This is a genomic window from Pseudomonas sp. S3_B08, assembly GCF_054667725.1.
In genome coordinates this window covers 3,505,824-3,520,322 of record NZ_CP162750.1, presented here as the reverse complement: position 1 = coordinate 3,520,322, position 14,499 = coordinate 3,505,824, and the positions used below count along the sequence as shown (strand labels likewise).

Annotated in this window: 15 protein-coding genes; 4 read left to right on the top strand and 11 right to left on the bottom strand. The window is 59.2% G+C overall.

The genetic code is table 11. From position 1 onward, the window contains the following. Positions 1–45 precede the first annotated feature (45 nt). Positions 46–723, bottom strand: coding sequence for a ribonuclease T (rnt, locus tag AB4N73_RS15865; protein WP_252868210.1), 678 nt, complete (start codon positions 721–723; stop codon positions 46–48). Then, positions 720–1,766 (bottom strand): dihydroorotase, encoded by a 1,047-nt coding sequence (pyrC, locus tag AB4N73_RS15860; RefSeq protein ID WP_252868209.1) that lies wholly within the window; start codon positions 1,764–1,766, stop codon positions 720–722. The genes rnt and pyrC overlap by 4 nt, the downstream gene beginning before the upstream one ends. A 160-nt stretch (positions 1,767–1,926) precedes the next feature. Between pyrC and AB4N73_RS15855 the strand changes: the two genes are divergently transcribed. Both AB4N73_RS15855 and AB4N73_RS15850 read left to right on the top strand, forming a co-directional pair. Further along, positions 1,927–2,841: a flagellar protein MotY gene (locus AB4N73_RS15855; RefSeq protein ID WP_041479867.1), complete on the top strand. Its 915-nt coding sequence runs from the start codon at positions 1,927–1,929 to the stop codon at positions 2,839–2,841. A gap of 129 nt (positions 2,842–2,970) precedes the next feature. Further along, complete coding sequence (locus AB4N73_RS15850; protein WP_007953201.1) at positions 2,971–4,188, top strand: argininosuccinate synthase; 1,218 nt, start codon at positions 2,971–2,973, stop codon at positions 4,186–4,188. Positions 4,189–4,303: 115 nt separating this feature from the next. Here AB4N73_RS15850 and AB4N73_RS15845 read toward each other — a convergent pair whose 3' ends face one another. Next, the gene (locus tag AB4N73_RS15845; RefSeq protein WP_095181788.1) at positions 4,304–5,005 is read right to left on the bottom strand and encodes a hypothetical protein; all 702 of its coding nucleotides are present in this window, start codon (positions 5,003–5,005) and stop codon (positions 4,304–4,306) included. 466 nt (positions 5,006–5,471) lie between these two features. Between AB4N73_RS15845 and AB4N73_RS15840 the strand changes: the two genes are divergently transcribed. Continuing rightward, positions 5,472–6,098, top strand: coding sequence for a response regulator transcription factor (locus tag AB4N73_RS15840; RefSeq protein ID WP_016773408.1), 627 nt, complete (start codon positions 5,472–5,474; stop codon positions 6,096–6,098). A gap of 88 nt (positions 6,099–6,186) precedes the next feature. Here the strand turns inward: AB4N73_RS15840 and AB4N73_RS15835 are convergent, their stop codons facing one another. From AB4N73_RS15835 to metG, 8 genes are all read right to left on the bottom strand, one after another. After that, positions 6,187–6,366 (bottom strand): PA3496 family putative envelope integrity protein, encoded by a 180-nt coding sequence (locus AB4N73_RS15835; protein ID WP_252878819.1) that lies wholly within the window; start codon positions 6,364–6,366, stop codon positions 6,187–6,189. Positions 6,367–6,473: 107 nt separating this feature from the next. Next, positions 6,474–7,112, bottom strand: coding sequence for an endonuclease III (gene nth / locus AB4N73_RS15830; RefSeq protein WP_150741898.1), 639 nt, complete (start codon positions 7,110–7,112; stop codon positions 6,474–6,476). After that, a complete protein-coding gene (locus AB4N73_RS15825) occupies positions 7,109–7,681 on the bottom strand; it encodes an Rnf-Nqr domain containing protein (RefSeq protein ID WP_150741899.1) in 573 nt (190 codons plus the stop codon). Before AB4N73_RS15825 ends, nth begins: the two co-directional genes overlap by 4 nt. Continuing rightward, positions 7,678–8,283, bottom strand: coding sequence for an RnfABCDGE type electron transport complex subunit G (locus tag AB4N73_RS15820; RefSeq protein WP_150741900.1), 606 nt, complete (start codon positions 8,281–8,283; stop codon positions 7,678–7,680). The genes AB4N73_RS15825 and AB4N73_RS15820 overlap by 4 nt, the downstream gene beginning before the upstream one ends. After that, positions 8,280–9,263, bottom strand: coding sequence for an RnfABCDGE type electron transport complex subunit D (locus tag AB4N73_RS15815; RefSeq protein WP_460142293.1), 984 nt, complete (start codon positions 9,261–9,263; stop codon positions 8,280–8,282). Before AB4N73_RS15815 ends, AB4N73_RS15820 begins: the two co-directional genes overlap by 4 nt. Next, on the bottom strand, positions 9,250–10,254 hold the full coding sequence (gene rsxB, locus AB4N73_RS15810; protein WP_460142292.1) for an electron transport complex subunit RsxB: 1,005 nt from the start codon (positions 10,252–10,254) through the stop codon (positions 9,250–9,252). Before rsxB ends, AB4N73_RS15815 begins: the two co-directional genes overlap by 14 nt. Beyond that, positions 10,251–10,820 carry an Rnf-Nqr domain containing protein gene (locus AB4N73_RS15805; protein ID WP_150637387.1) on the bottom strand — a complete coding sequence of 190 codons (570 nt, stop codon included), beginning with the start codon at positions 10,818–10,820 and terminating at the stop codon, positions 10,251–10,253. The genes rsxB and AB4N73_RS15805 overlap by 4 nt, the downstream gene beginning before the upstream one ends. A gap of 114 nt (positions 10,821–10,934) precedes the next feature. Beyond that, positions 10,935–12,986, bottom strand: coding sequence for a methionine--tRNA ligase (gene metG, locus AB4N73_RS15800; RefSeq protein ID WP_095181794.1), 2,052 nt, complete (start codon positions 12,984–12,986; stop codon positions 10,935–10,937). Between the two features lie 319 nt (positions 12,987–13,305). Between metG and apbC the strand changes: the two genes are divergently transcribed. Beyond that, positions 13,306–14,400, top strand: coding sequence for an iron-sulfur cluster carrier protein ApbC (gene apbC / locus AB4N73_RS15795; protein WP_024014150.1), 1,095 nt, complete (start codon positions 13,306–13,308; stop codon positions 14,398–14,400). The last annotated feature ends 99 nt before the right edge of the window (positions 14,401–14,499 follow it).

Genomic DNA, 14,499 nt, shown 5'->3' with positions numbered 1-14,499 from the left:
CCCATGTGGCCGGTTTTTTTATGCGCGGGATTTGTTCGCCGAGGATCAGTCGTCGAAGTCTTCCCAGCCGCCCATCTGTTTCCAGCGATTGACGATGCCGCAGAACAGCTCAGCGGTCTTTTCGGTGTCGTAGCGCGCCGAGTGCGCCTCACGACCGTCGAAATCGATGCCAGCGGCCTGACAGGCTTTCGCCAGCACGGTCTGACCGTACGCCAGACCCGCCAGGGTCGCGGTGTCGAAACTGGAGAACGGGTGGAACGGGTTGCGCTTCATGTCCAGCCGCGCGACTGCGGCGTTGAGAAAGCCCAGATCGAAGCTGCTGTTGTGCCCGACCAGAATCGCCCGTTTGCAACCGTTGGCTTTGAGGGCCTTGCGGATGCCACGGAAAATATCGGTCAGCGCGGTTTCTTCACTGACGGCCATGCGCAGCGGATGATCAAGCTTGATCCCGGTGAACTCCAGCGCTGCCGCTTCAACGTTCGCACCTTCGAATGGCTCGACGCGGAAGAAGTAGGTGTGATCCGGGTAGACGAAACCCTTTTCATCCATGGCGATGGTGGTCGCGGCAATCTCCAGCAGGGCATCGGTGGCTGCGTTGAAGCCACCGGTTTCTACGTCGACGACAACCGGCAGGTAGCCGCGAAAACGCGCTGCCATCGGGTGACGGGAACCGCCGCCACCACCTTGACCGTCCAGCTCATCGTCGAAATGCTCTTCACTCACGCGTGTTCCTCCAGCAGGCGCCAGCGCAGTTTTTCACCGGCGCGCAGCGGGATAACGGTCAGCTCGCCAAATGGCAGGCTGGTCGGGGCGGTCCATTCTTCGCGAACCAGGGTGATGCGATCGGTGTTTGCCGGCAGGCCGTAGAAACGCGGGCCGTTGAGGCTGGCGAAGGCTTCGAGCTTGTCCAGCGCATTACGCTGTTCAAACGATTCGGCATACATCTCGATGGCGGCGTAGGCGGTGTAGCAACCGGCGCAACCGCAGGCGGCTTCCTTGGCGTGCTGGGCGTGGGGCGCCGAGTCGGTGCCGAGGAAGAACTTGGCGCTGCCGCTGGTGGCGGCATCGAGCAAGGCTTCCTGATGGGTGTTGCGCTTGAGGATCGGCAAGCAATAGAAGTGTGGCCGAATCCCGCCCACCAGCATGTGGTTACGGTTGTACAACAGGTGGTGCGCGGTGATGGTCGCGCCGACGTTGGCCGAAGCCTCGTTGACGAATTGCACGGCGTCACCGGTGGTGATGTGCTCGAACACCACTTTCAGCGTCGGGAAACGCTCGACCACGCGGCGCATGTGCTCGTCGATGAAAATCTTTTCGCGGTCGAATACATCGACGTCGCCACGGGTGACTTCACCGTGGATCAACAGCGGCATGCCGACTTCGGCCATGGCTTCCAGCGCCGGGAAGATCTTGTCGATGCTGGTCACGCCGGAATCGGAATTGGTGGTCGCGCCGGCCGGGTAAAGCTTGGCGGCGTAGACGAAACCGCTGGCCTTGGCCTGACGAATTTCTTCCGGTTGGGTGCGGTCGGTGAGGTACAGCACCATCAACGGCTCGAACTGACTGCCGGCCGGGCGGGCAGCGAGAATGCGCTGACGATAGCCGTCGGCTTCAGCGGCGTTGCGCACCGGCGGTACCAGGTTCGGCATGATGATCGCGCGCCCGAAGGTGCGGGCCACATCGGCAACGGTATTGGTCAACACGGCACCATCGCGAAGATGAATGTGCCAGTCGTCGGGACGCAGCAGGGTCAGGCGGTCGGACATGAGGGGATTCCAGGCGGGTCAAACTGAGGCGAATGCTACCGGAAAAGACTCTTGCAGGCACCCGCTATCAAGTTTTGCCACAAGCGTCCGATATCCCGAAGGTATGCCGTAAACATTGTGTGAATCGGTGTTTGTGTTTCACAAGCCAATGGAGCCTCCCGTGCGCCAGCGTTATTTAGCCCTGCTCAGTGTGTTTGCCAGCCTTCCCGCGATGGCGCTGACTTACCAGACCCGTCTGGAGAACATTGAGTGGACGGTCGCCGGCGACCAGTTCGAATGCCGCCTGACGCAACCGATCACTGATTTCGGCTCGGGCGAATTCGTGCGCAAGGCCGGTGAGCAGGCGATCTTTCGCCTGAATGCCTACAACGCCATGCTTGGTGGCGGCTCGGCGACGTTGCTCGCTGCCGCTGCACCGTGGCAGCCGGGGCGCGGCGACATCAATCTGGGCTCGGTACGGCTGGGCAGCGGCAATGTGTTGTTCAACAGCTCGCAATCCCAGGCCGGTGGGCTGATCAGCGGTCTGCTGGACGGCCGTAGCCCGGTAGTTCGCCGTGCGTCTGGCGATGGCCGGGTGTCGGAAGTGCGTTTGTTGCCGGTGAAATTCAGCAAGGCGTTCAACGACTACCAAGGCTGCGTGGCGAAATTGCTGCCGCAGAATTTCGACCAGATCAAGCAATCGCAGATAGGCTTTCCCGGCGAAGGCGTTGAGCTGGACCCGGCTGCCAAGGCCAAGCTGCAAGTGATGCTCGAATACATGAAGGCCGACCCGACGGTGAACCACATTGACCTCGACGGCCATTCCGACAACAGCGGCAATCGTCTGACCAACCGCGAATTGTCGCGCCGCCGCGCGCTGGCGGTAGTCGATTTCTTCAAGGCCAACGGCATTCAGGAATCGCAGATCACCGTGCGTTTCCACGGCGAGCAGTATCCGATCGTGCCGAACACCAGCAAAGCCAATCGTGCGAAGAATCGCCGGGTCAATGTGAAACTGTCACGTGTGGCACCGACCACAGCCCCTGCGCCAGCGCCGCAAGCGAGTACGCCAGCCACCGCCGCAGCGACTTCCTGACTCGCCGGTCATCGTCGCGCTCTCGACAGATTCTGTCGCTTTGTCGTCTTAAGCTGTCGCGCCTCTGTAAATTATCGCGTTTGAGCGGTAGACTCCCCGGCTTTCCGTAGAACCCCGTGGAGTGATGGCATGGCGGACGTAAACAAGGTCGTTCTGGCGTATTCCGGCGGCCTGGACACTTCGGTGATCCTCAAGTGGCTGCAGGATACTTATAACTGTGAAGTGGTGACTTTCACCGCCGATCTCGGTCAAGGCGAAGAGGTCGAGCCGGCCCGCGCCAAGGCTCAGGCCATGGGCGTCAAAGAAATCTACATCGACGATCTGCGCGAAGAGTTCGTGCGTGATTTCGTGTTCCCGATGTTCCGCGCCAACACCGTTTACGAAGGCGAGTACCTGCTGGGTACTTCCATCGCCCGTCCGCTGATCGCCAAGCGCCTGATCGAAATCGCCAACGAAACCGGCGCCGACGCCATTTCCCATGGCGCCACCGGCAAGGGCAACGACCAGGTGCGCTTCGAACTGGGCGCCTACGCGCTCAAACCAGGCGTGAAAGTGATTGCCCCTTGGCGCGAGTGGGACCTGTTGTCCCGTGAGAAGCTGATGGACTACGCCGAGAAGCACGCGATCCCGATCGAACGCCACGGCAAGAAAAAATCCCCGTACTCGATGGACGCCAACCTGCTGCACATCTCCTATGAAGGCGGCGTGCTGGAAGACACCTGGACCGAGCACGAAGAAGACATGTGGCGCTGGACCGTCTCCCCGGAGAAGGCTCCCGACACCCCGCAATACCTGGAACTGACTTACCGCAACGGCGACATCGTCGCGCTGGACGGCGTTGAAATGACCCCGGCCACCGTACTGGCGACGCTGAACAAGATCGGCGGCGAGCACGGCATCGGTCGTCTCGACATCGTCGAAAACCGTTACGTCGGCATGAAGTCCCGTGGCTGCTACGAGACCCCGGGTGGCACCATCATGCTGCGCGCTCACCGCGCCATCGAATCGATCACTCTGGACCGCGAAGTCGCTCACCTCAAAGACGAGCTGATGCCCAAGTACGCCAGCCTGATCTACACCGGCTACTGGTGGAGCCCTGAGCGTCTGATGCTGCAACAGATGATCGACGCTTCGCAGGTCAACGTGAACGGCGTAGTGCGCCTGAAGCTGTACAAGGGCAACGTCATCGTCACCGGCCGCAAGTCCGACGATTCGCTGTTCGACGCCAACATCGCCACCTTCGAAGAAGATGGCGGCGCTTACAACCAAGCCGATGCGGCGGGCTTCATCAAGCTCAACGCGCTGCGCATGCGCATTGCTGCCAACAAGGGCCGCAAGTTGTTCTGAGTGGCTCAGACCGACGCGCAATAAAAAAGGCGGCCTGTTCAGGGCCGCCTTTTTTTCATCTTTTTTTCTGGTTCATCAGGCTCCCTCGTGTATCTGCGCGCAGTCTTGACCCGGTTCAGCTGGTTCGTCCCAGTAATGTCACCGTCTGCGAACACAGGTTATATACGATGCACAGTGTGGCTCCTGAGCCTTTCTTGGCCTGCCTGATCTGCTGCAATGCGGAGTGGGCAAGCGCGTCCGACGCATGATTACAAAGAAATACGAGAACCCGCGCGTGCTTTTTATCGACGCCTTTTAGCGTTTCGAAGATGGCATCGAATTCCTTCGCTGCATCAACTTCTCTTGCGTCAATGATGTTCAGTTCACTTACCCAGGGTGACAGCTTGATATTCTGCATAACCGGATGGGATGGGTCGCGTGGACCGAGCGGTGGGTCCGGCGCGTTGTGAACTCTGCAGGGAATCGGCACTCGGCCTGGCCCGGTTTTACCCGACACGATGCAACTGGTCAGCTCAAAAGCACAACGCTCGCCTGCTTCGCGAAAGGATTCGTCCCTCTGGTTATTTTGAGTGGTTTTCAAAAAGCTTTTGTCTTTGCCGAAGTCTGAAGGCGAGTAAAGCGAGCGATGATTGAAGTTGAGAGTGATAAAGAACAGGAATAACAAGTAAAAGGGGAAACTGATCAGAAACCAGACGTAAATTTCCCGGTCCTTGTTATCGAGAAATGGTAACGATACCGCCGCCGAGGTTTCCGAAAGAATTGCAAATATGGCGATGACTGTCATGGGGTTGGTGATTTTGTTTTTTATCTTTAGCATTGTTTTGCTTCTACATGGTTTGTCTAGTTTAAGTTGGTTGTTTCAGCGATAGTAAAGGCGCTTGTGTAAGTGCGCGGCTGTTAACTAAAGTTTTATAGAATCAACGATGTTGTGTCGAACAGGTGGTTGTGTCGGTTCGTTACGTCGTATGTCCCAGTGCTTGCCCAAGGCCAATTTGACAGGTAAATCATCGTGTATGAAGGTTCGTAATTGCGCCTGTTGAAGTTTTCCAACGACCCAGCATGGCGTAGGACTCGACTGCATGAAGATCAAACTCCGCCGGTGTATGAAAGATCGGAAGGCGGTTGCAATGGGGCAAGGGCAGCGAATTTGTGGGAATTATCCTCAATGCCTGTAGGGAATGTCTCTGGATGCAAATGCGTGTAAAAGTTGCCATGCCTTGAAGCAAGTGACTGGGATATCGTGCGTGTTCTAAAAATTCGAACAGCGAAAACTGGACTTGCCCATGAATAAAGTGCTGATCGTGGATGACCACCCCGTCATTCGACTTGCGGTACGTATGCTGATGGAACGGCATGGCTACGAAGTCATTGCAGAAACGGATAATGGCGTTGATGCACTACAAATTGCTCGTGAACAAATACCCGATCTTGTCATCCTGGATATTGGAATACCCAAACTCGACGGGCTGGAAGTTATTGCGCGCCTGACCTCCACTGCCATGCCGGTGAAAGTGCTGGTGCTGACTTCCCAGGCTCCCGGGCATTTTTCAATGCGTTGCATGCAATCGGGCGCAGCGGGCTACGTGTGCAAACAGCAGGATCTGACCGAATTGCTCAGTGCGATCAAGGCAGTACTGTCCGGCTACAGCTATTTCCCCAATCAGGCGCTGCACACTGTGCGCACCAGTCTGGGCAATGCGAGTGAAGCGGACATGGTTGATCGTCTGTCCGGGCGGGAAATGATGGTGTTGCAGCAGTTGGCGCGCGGCAAGACCAACAAGGAAATCGCCGATGGCATGTTTTTGAGCAACAAGACCGTGAGTACTTACAAGACTCGCCTGTTGCTGAAACTCAATGCGCGTTCTCTGGTTGATCTGATCGAGCTGGCGCAGCGCAACGGCCTGGTTTGAACGATTCGACAGCTGAGAACGTCATGGGCCGATCAAGCTCGGTTGTCGCAGAAAATGAAAAGCCTCCGTCTAGGGAGGCCTTCAGATATCACAGATCATAATCGTAGTCGGCCAGTTGCCTTTGCAGTCGGCGCTCCTCAAGCAGGTTGTCGATTGTGCGACGCTTGCTAAGGTTGGTCTTGGCCACTTCAACCACCGGTTCGACCTCATCGGCGTCGGTGGTAATAAGATCCTCTTCTACATCCAGTTGCTCTGTGTCGGTACTCATGAAGTCAACTCCCGGCTAAGACTGCCTTTGGCGCTCCTTATATCGACATTACTGCGGCGGGTAAAAAAGATTTTTTCAATCGATGGATGCGAAAAACCGATGACCGCTCAATCGTCAGAAGTTTTATGTTTGTATTCGCATAGATCTTCGATGCGGCAGCTGCCGCAGCGCGGTTTACGCGCCAGGCAAACATAACGGCCGTGCAAAATCAGCCAGTGATGAGAGTCGAGCAGGAATTCTTTCGGTACAAACTTCATCAACTTCATTTCTACTTCCACCACATTTTTCCCCGGCGCGATGCCGGTGCGATTGCTGACGCGGAAAATGTGCGTGTCGACCGCCATGGTCAATTGGCGGAAAGCGGTGTTGAGCACCACGTTGGCGGTCTTGCGTCCGACGCCCGGCAGGGCTTCCAGTTCTTCCCGGGTTTGCGGGACTTCACCGCCATGATGCTCAACCAGCAAACGGCAGGTTTCAATGACGTTTTTCGCCTTGCTGTTGTAGAGGCCGATGGTCTTGATGTACTCGGACAGCCCCTCGACACCCAGCGCATGAATCGCGGCGGGTGTATTGGCGACGGGAAAGAGTTTGGCGGTCGCCTTGTTGACGCCGACATCGGTGGACTGCGCCGAAAGAATCACCGCAATCAGCAGCTCGAACGGCGAAGAGTAGGCCAGTTCGGTTTTCGGCTCGGGATTGTCTTCGTGCAGTCGGCGAAATATCTCAAGACGTTTTGCAGCATTCATGGGCGATGCGTTTCCTTGATGACAGAATTGCGGCGTGTCCACGCCTGACGGGCGGCGAGAAGCAGGCCCAGTAAAACCAAAGCGCCGGGAACCAGCGTAATCAGACGCAGCCCTTCGGGGAACAAAACCAGACCTGGCCAATGCTCCGAAAGGCCTCGGCCAAGGCTGCCATAACCGATGATCTCGCGGAGCCCGCCGACTACCAGCATGAGCGCGCCGAACATTGCGCAGCGTTTGAAGCTGACAGCGACGGGCTCGCGGAAGGCACCGTGGTATTCAAACACGACGCAGTGCAAGGCGATCAGCCCTATGTAGAGCTCAGACGTCTGCTGCCATGGCAAAAACCAGCGTTGCGCCACAATATCCGCGCAACTGGTCAACGTCGCGGCGATTATCAGGCTGGCGAGCAATGCACGGGTGCCCGTGAGGCGCTCGCGTAGCGGCGACATGCAGACGGCAAATACACCGAGTACCGCGCTGAGCATCAAGGTTATCCCCAGTGCAGCGCTGAATGTTGGTGTGGCGCCCAGTAGCGGCACCAGCATCAATAAATTCACCGTGCGCTTCATGGGCCAGTCCCCAACAGCAGCGCCCGATGCTCATCGAAATAACGCAGTGCGTCATGAATTGCGTCAATGGCGGCACGGGAGGTAATGGTCGCGCCAGCGATCTGATCGAACTGCCCCTGATCCTTTTTCAGCGCCCAGCCGGCGTCTGTCGGCTCAGTACGGGATTTGCCGATGAAGGCCTGAAGCCAGGCATTCGGCCATTCACCGATGTAACCACCCAATCCTGGCGTTTCGCGCTGCTCAAGGGTTTTCACGCCTAAAAGTTTGCCATTAGCATCAATGGCAATCAGCAGTTCCAGAGTACCTGCGTAACCTTCTCTGCGACTGCGCAACAGCACCGCGACTGTCTGACCGGAGCGGGTCGCTCGATAGCCGCCCGACAGCGTGCTATGGCGCAAAGCAGGCTCGGCGAGCGTCAGCGGTAGCTCCAGCGGCTGATTGTCGTAGAGCGCGGCAGGCATGACATCAAGCAATTTGCGGCTGTCGAGCAAGCGCTGCTCGCTGGCAATCTGCGGTGCACTGCTGCGCTGCAACACGTATGTCGCACTCATGCCAACGAGTGCCAGCAGCACCACCGTCGCGACACTCGCTGAGCGGTTCACGCGTTCACCTTCGACTGGCGGCTGAGGGCGAAGCGTTCGAGTGCCGGCACCAGAAGATTCATCAGCAATACCGCAAACGCGACGCCGTCCGGGTAACCACCCCACGTGCGAATCAGATAAGTCAGCAGGCCGACGCCAACACCGAACAGCAGGCGGGCAAGGGCGCTTTTCGCGCCGGACACCGGCTCGGTCACAATAAAAAATGCACCGAGCATGGTCGCGCCGCTGAGCAGGTGAAACAGCGGCGAACCATGGGAATCCGACCCAGAGCCGTTCCAGCACAACAGGCTGATGACGAACAGACTGGCGAGCATGCCCACCGGTGCGTGCCAGGAAAAGATCCGCCGCTGCAACAGCCACAGGCCGCCGAGCAGAAACGCCAGATTCACCCATTCCACACCGCGCCCGCCGAAGCGGCCGAAGGCCGGGTTGCTGGCGAACAGCTCCTGCATGGTCAGGCTTTTATTGATGCGCAGACTGTCGAGTGCCGTGGCTTGCACCCACGCGTCCGGCGCCTGCGCTGGACTGAAAACCTGTTGCAGCGCCGCAAGAAAGTCCAGGCCATGAGCGGGCCAATGGTTCATCGCTTGCGGGAACAGCACCATGCTCAGGACAAAGCCAAGCATCGCCGGGTTGAACGGGTTTTTGCCGACGCCGCCATACAGATGTTTGCCGAACAACAGACCTGAAGCGGTCGCAATGACCGTCAGCCACCAAGGGCAATAAGCCGGCAGCGCGGCGGCCAGCAACATCGCACTGACCAGCGCGCTGCCATCACGCATTGCCGCTTGCACCGCTTGCCGACGCAGACAGGCGACGCCCGCTTCGACGAGCAAAGCACTGACAACCGCCAGGGAAAGGTTGATCAACACGCCCCAGCCATACAGCCAGAATAAAGCGAGCAGACCCGGCACAGCGGCCAGCAGCACGGTGTTCATCGCCTGTTGCAGGCGATCGTCCACTGGCTCAAGGGGCGGCATGGTCTTGCACCCGGCGCTCGGCGTCACTCACGGCTTGCTCCAGTGCTGCGATCTGCTCCGGCGCAGCCTCCGCTGCCTGAGCCTTTTTCAACTCGGCGCGGCGCATGGCCAACTGGATCTTGGCTCGCTTCAGTTCGGCGTCGTTGGTCGGTGCGGGAACGGCGAGAATCACCGGTTGGCTGCTTTCCAGGTTCGCCAGCGCTTGCTCGGCGGCTTCGAATTGTTGCTGCAGGACGATCAATTGCGACTGCTGCTCGAACGTCGGCGGGTGACCGAAGGCTTTCAGCGATTTGTGCAGTTGCGCTCGACTCATCGCCACATCGACCTTGGCCTTCTTCAGCGCCGCATCAGCGTTCGCGGCTTTTTGTGCACGCACCCGCTCCAGCGCAGCCTGCACCGGGTCGGCGGTCGATACTTGCGGTTGTGCCGCACGCGCGGCTCGCGCTTCACGTTCAGCCTGCTTTTGCTGTTCTTCATGCAGCAAGCGCTGGTTGCGGCGCTCGAAACGCTGGCGCGCATGGTCACGCTTTTCAGCGCGGGCGCGCTGTTCTTCGAGATCGAATGCGAGACCGCCAACCACTGGGATCGTGTTCGCAGGCAAAGGATGCATTTCTATGCAGTCGACCGGGCACGGCGCAACGCACAGATCACAACCGGTGCACTCGTCGATCAGCACCGTGTGCATGAGTTTTGCCGCGCCGACGATGGCGTCGACCGGGCAGGCCTGAATGCATTTGGTGCAGCCGATGCATTCGGCCTCGCGGATGAAGGCGATTTGCGGCGGTGCGGGGCCACGGCTGATGTCCAGTTCCAGGACCGGTATTTTCAACAGATCGGCCAGGGCGGCGATAGTCTCCTCGCCGCCCGGCGGGCACTTGTTGATCGGCTCGCCATCAACAATGCCTTGCGCATAGGGTTTGCATCCGGGATGGCCGCACTTGCCACATTGGGTCTGCGGCAGCAGGGCATCGATGCGTTGAATCAGACTCATGTTTTGATCAATCCACTGAATCCGAGAAAAATCACTGCGACCAGTCCAGCGCTGATCAGATCGATCGGCAGGCCGCGAAAGGGCAGGGGAATATCGTTGTCGACCGTGCGCTCGCGCAGGTCGCAGAACACACTCAATACCAGCCAGAAACCCAGCCCTGCACCCAAACTCAAAGCTGTCGCGTGCAGCAGGCCATGATCGTTTTGCGCATTGATCAAGGCCAGCCCGAGTACCCCGGCATTGCCCAGCAGCAGCGGCCACAATCCAGCGAACGGCCAATCGGGCAGGCCGCGCGCCAGCAGTTTCAGCAGCGGCGCGATCAACAACACACTCAATGGCAGAAACACGAACAGGCGCAGCGCTTCAAGCTGCAACGGCACCAATATCCACTGCCAGATCGCCTGACCGATAACGCCGACCACCACCATCAGGCACAACGTCGCCAACCCCAGCGCATGGACCTGGCGTCGGCTGCCCGCCAGCAGCGGAGCGACGCCCAGCGGCCAGTGCAACACGAAGTTGTTGAGCAGCGCAGCACTGATCAGCGTTAACACGAGTTCGGTCATGGTTCTGCCAGCGAAACGGGCGGGTGTCTCTTAAGGGTAGGCACTATCGGGCCAGATATGAAAAATCCCACCGGCATGCAGAGCACGTCGGTGGGATCGTTTTGCGGCAACGTCTTACTTGATGCGCTGACCCGGCTTGGCGCCGCTGTCCGGGCTCAGCAGGTAGATCTCTTCGCCGCCGGGACCGGCTGCCATCACCATGCCTTCGGAAATACCGAACTTCATTTTCCGTGGCTTGAGGTTGGCGATCATCATGGTCAGGCGACCGTCGAGCTTGGACGGGTCCGGGTAGGCGCTCTTGATCCCGGAGAACACGTTGCGTTGCTCGTCACCGATGTCGAGGGTCAGGCGCAGCAGCTTGTCGGCGCCTTCGACGTGTTCGGCCTTGACGATCAAAGCGACGCGCAAATCGATGGCGGCAAAGGCGTCGAAATCGATTTCCGGCGACAGCGGATCCTTGGCCAGTTCGCCGTTGCCCGCAGGCTTGGCTTCGCCAGTGTCGGTCTGGCTGGCGGTCAGGTCTTCTTTCGATGCGTCGGTCATGGCTTGCACTTTTACCGGGTCGATGCGGGTCATCAACGGCTTGAATTCGTTGAGCTGGTGATTAGCCAGCAGGGTGGTGTGGTCATTCCAGGTCAGCGGCGCGACGTTGAGGAACGCCTCGGCATCTGCGGCCAGCAGCGGCAGTACCGGTTTGAGGAAGATCACCAACTGGCGGAACAGGTTGATGCCGGTGGCGCAGATCGCCTGGACTTCATCCTGCTTGCCTTCCTGCTTGTTCAGCGACCACGGCGCCTTGTCGGCGATCCAGGCGTTGGCACGGTCAGCCAGGGCCATGGTTTCACGCATCGCGCGGGCGAAGTCGCGGGCCTCGTAGGCGTCGGCAATGCTCGGCGCGGCGGCGAGGAAAGCCTCGGTCAGCTCCGGCGCGGCATTGTTGTCGACCAGCAGGCCGCCGTTGCCCTTGTGGATAAACCCGGCGCAACGGCTGGCGATGTTGACCACTTTGCCGACCAGGTCGGAGTTTACCTTCTGCACGAAGTCTTCGAGGTTCAGGTCGAGGTCATCGACGCCACGGCCAAGCTTGGCCGCGTAGTAGTAGCGCAGGTATTCCGGCGACAGATGATCCAGATAAGTGCGGGCCTTGATGAAGGTGCCGCGCGACTTGGACATTTTCTGGCCGTTGACGGTCAAGTAGCCGTGCACGTTGATGCCGGTCGGCTTGCGGTAGCCGGCGCCTTCGAGCATGGCTGGCCAGAACAGCGCATGGAAATTGACGATGTCCTTGCCGATGAAATGGTACAGCTCGGCGGTCGAGTCCTTGCCCCAGAACGCGTCGAAGTCCAGCTCCGGCGTACGGTTGCAGAGGTTCTTGAAGCTGGCCATGTAACCGATCGGCGCATCCAGCCACACATAGAAATACTTGCCCGGCTCGCCCGGGATCTCGAAGCCGAAGTACGGCGCATCGCGCGAGATGTCCCACTGCTGCAGGCCGGCGTCCAGCCATTCGGCGATCTTGTTGGCCACGGCGTCCTGCAGGGTGCCGCTGCGGGTCCAGGCCTGAAGCATTTCCTGGAAATCCGGCAGCTTGAAGAAGAAGTGCTGGGAATCCTTGAGCACCGGGGTGGCGCCGGAGATGGCCGACTTCGGATCCTTCAGATCGGTCGGCGCGTAGGTCGCACCGCATTTTTCGCAGTTGTCACCGTACTGGTCTTCAGTGCCGCATTTCGGGCAGGTGCCCTTGATGAAGCGGTCGGCCAGGAACATTTTCTTTTCCGGGTCGAAATACTGGGTGATCGAGCGCTGGGCGATATGCCCGGCGTCACGCAGCTTGAGGTAGATCTGGCTCGACAGCTCACGGTTTTCTTCGGCGTGAGTGGAGTGGAAATTGTCGAAATCGACAAGGAAGTCGGCAAAGTCGGCGCTGTGTTCAGCCTGCACGTTGGCGATCAGTTGTTCCGGGGTGATGCCTTCCTTTTCCGCGCGCAGCATGATCGCCGAACCGTGGGCGTCGTCGGCGCAGACATAAATGCATTGGTTGCCGCGATGCTTCTGGAAGCGCACCCACATATCGGTCTGGATGTATTCCAGCATGTGGCCAAGGTGAATCGAACCATTGGCGTAGGGCAGGGCGCTGGTGACGAGGATCTTGCGTGGCTCGGACATGGGGCTTCGCTACTTGATGAAACGGAGGTCGGCCACTATAAAGCGCCGGCGCATATTTTTCACCCCTGCGCCACTGGGTACTTTGAGTGTTCTTGTGGCGAGGGGATTTATCCCCGCTGGGTGGCGAAGCCGCCCGAAAACCGCAAACTTCGATGTATCAGATAGTCCGAGTGCAATGGCTTTACGACTGCTGCGCAGCCGAACGGGGATAAATCCCCTCACCACGGTGGCTTTTCAGCGCAAGTAATCTGTTCGCCTCAAATCGGTGTCCAGCGTACGATAGCCGCCATTCTTTCCAGTCTTGTTATCGGAGTTGCCCATGAGCGCCGTCACTCGCGCAGCGGTGGAAGCCGTCCTCAGCCAATACACCGACCCTTACCTGAACCAGGACCCGGTCAGCGCCGGTTGCGTGAAAAACATCGAGATCATCGGTGACCGCGTCAATGTGCAGCTGGAAATCGGCTACGCCGCCGGACTGTTCAAGAGCGGTTGGGCGCAATTGCTGCAACTGGCCATCGAAAACCTCGACGGCGTGGTCATCGCTCGCGTCGAGGTCACCAGCGTGATCGCCGCGCACAAGGCCCAGGCGCAGATTCCCGGGCTGGCCAACGTCAAGAACGTCGTCGCCGTCGCTTCCGGCAAGGGCGGCGTGGGCAAATCCACCACCGCTGCCAATCTCGCGCTGGCGCTGGCGCGCGAAGGCGCCAAAGTCGGCATCCTCGACGCCGATATCTACGGCCCGAGCCAGGGCATCATGTTCGGCATTCCCGAGCGCACCCGTCCTGAGGTCAAGGATCAGAAGTGGTTTGTGCCGCTCAAGGCCCACGGCGTGGAAGTCATGTCGATGGCCTTCCTGACCGACGACAACACGCCGATGGTCTGGCGCGGGCCGATGGTTTCCGGGGCGCTGCTGCAACTGGTTACGCAAACCGCGTGGGGCGATCTGGATTATCTGGTCATCGACATGCCACCAGGCACCGGCGACATCCAGCTGACCCTGGCGCAGAAAGTCCCGGTGGCGGGTGCGGTGATCGTCACCACGCCGCAGGATCTGGCACTGCTCGACGCACGCAAAGGCGTGGAAATGTTCCGCAAGGTCAACATTCCGGTGCTGGGCGTGGTGGAAAACATGGCGGTGCACATCTGCTCGAACTGCGGGCATGCCGAGCATCTGTTCGGTGAAGGTGGTGGCGAGAAACTGGCCACCCAGTACGGCGTCGAATTGCTGGCCTCGCTGCCGCTGTCGATGCTGATCCGCGAACAGGCCGATGGCGGCAAGCCAACCGTAATCGCCGAGCCGGACAGCCAGATCGCCATGGTCTATCAGGAACTGGCCCGCCACGTCGGCGCGCGGATCGTGTTGCAGGAAGCCGCCACGCCGGCGATGCCGAACATCACCATCAGCGACGATTGATCCATCAGCAGCGCTGAAAAACCTGTGGGAGCGAGCCTGCTCGCGAAAGCGGTAGATCAGACAACCAATGGGTTGAATGACACACCGGATTCGCGAGCA

Bases quoted from the DNA above. Each gene is read 5' to 3' on its own strand.
- pyrC (WP_252868209.1), bottom strand. From the start codon at position 1,766: ATGTCCGACCGCCTGACCCTGCTGCGTCCCGACGACTGGCACATTCAT.
- AB4N73_RS15850 (WP_007953201.1), top strand. From the start codon at position 2,971: ATGGCGGACGTAAACAAGGTCGTTCTGGCGTATTCCGGCGGCCTGGAC.
- AB4N73_RS15845 (WP_095181788.1), bottom strand. From the start codon at position 5,005: ATGCTAAAGATAAAAAACAAAATCACCAACCCCATGACAGTCATCGCC.
- AB4N73_RS15840 (WP_016773408.1), top strand. From the start codon at position 5,472: ATGAATAAAGTGCTGATCGTGGATGACCACCCCGTCATTCGACTTGCG.
- AB4N73_RS15835 (WP_252878819.1), bottom strand. From the start codon at position 6,366: ATGAGTACCGACACAGAGCAACTGGATGTAGAAGAGGATCTTATTACC.
- nth (WP_150741898.1), bottom strand. From the start codon at position 7,112: ATGAATGCTGCAAAACGTCTTGAGATATTTCGCCGACTGCACGAAGAC.
- AB4N73_RS15825 (WP_150741899.1), bottom strand. From the start codon at position 7,681: ATGAAGCGCACGGTGAATTTATTGATGCTGGTGCCGCTACTGGGCGCC.
- AB4N73_RS15815 (WP_460142293.1), bottom strand. From the start codon at position 9,263: ATGCCGCCCCTTGAGCCAGTGGACGATCGCCTGCAACAGGCGATGAAC.
- rsxB (WP_460142292.1), bottom strand. From the start codon at position 10,254: ATGAGTCTGATTCAACGCATCGATGCCCTGCTGCCGCAGACCCAATGT.
- AB4N73_RS15805 (WP_150637387.1), bottom strand. From the start codon at position 10,820: ATGACCGAACTCGTGTTAACGCTGATCAGTGCTGCGCTGCTCAACAAC.
- metG (WP_095181794.1), bottom strand. From the start codon at position 12,986: ATGTCCGAGCCACGCAAGATCCTCGTCACCAGCGCCCTGCCCTACGCC.
- apbC (WP_024014150.1), top strand. From the start codon at position 13,306: ATGAGCGCCGTCACTCGCGCAGCGGTGGAAGCCGTCCTCAGCCAATAC.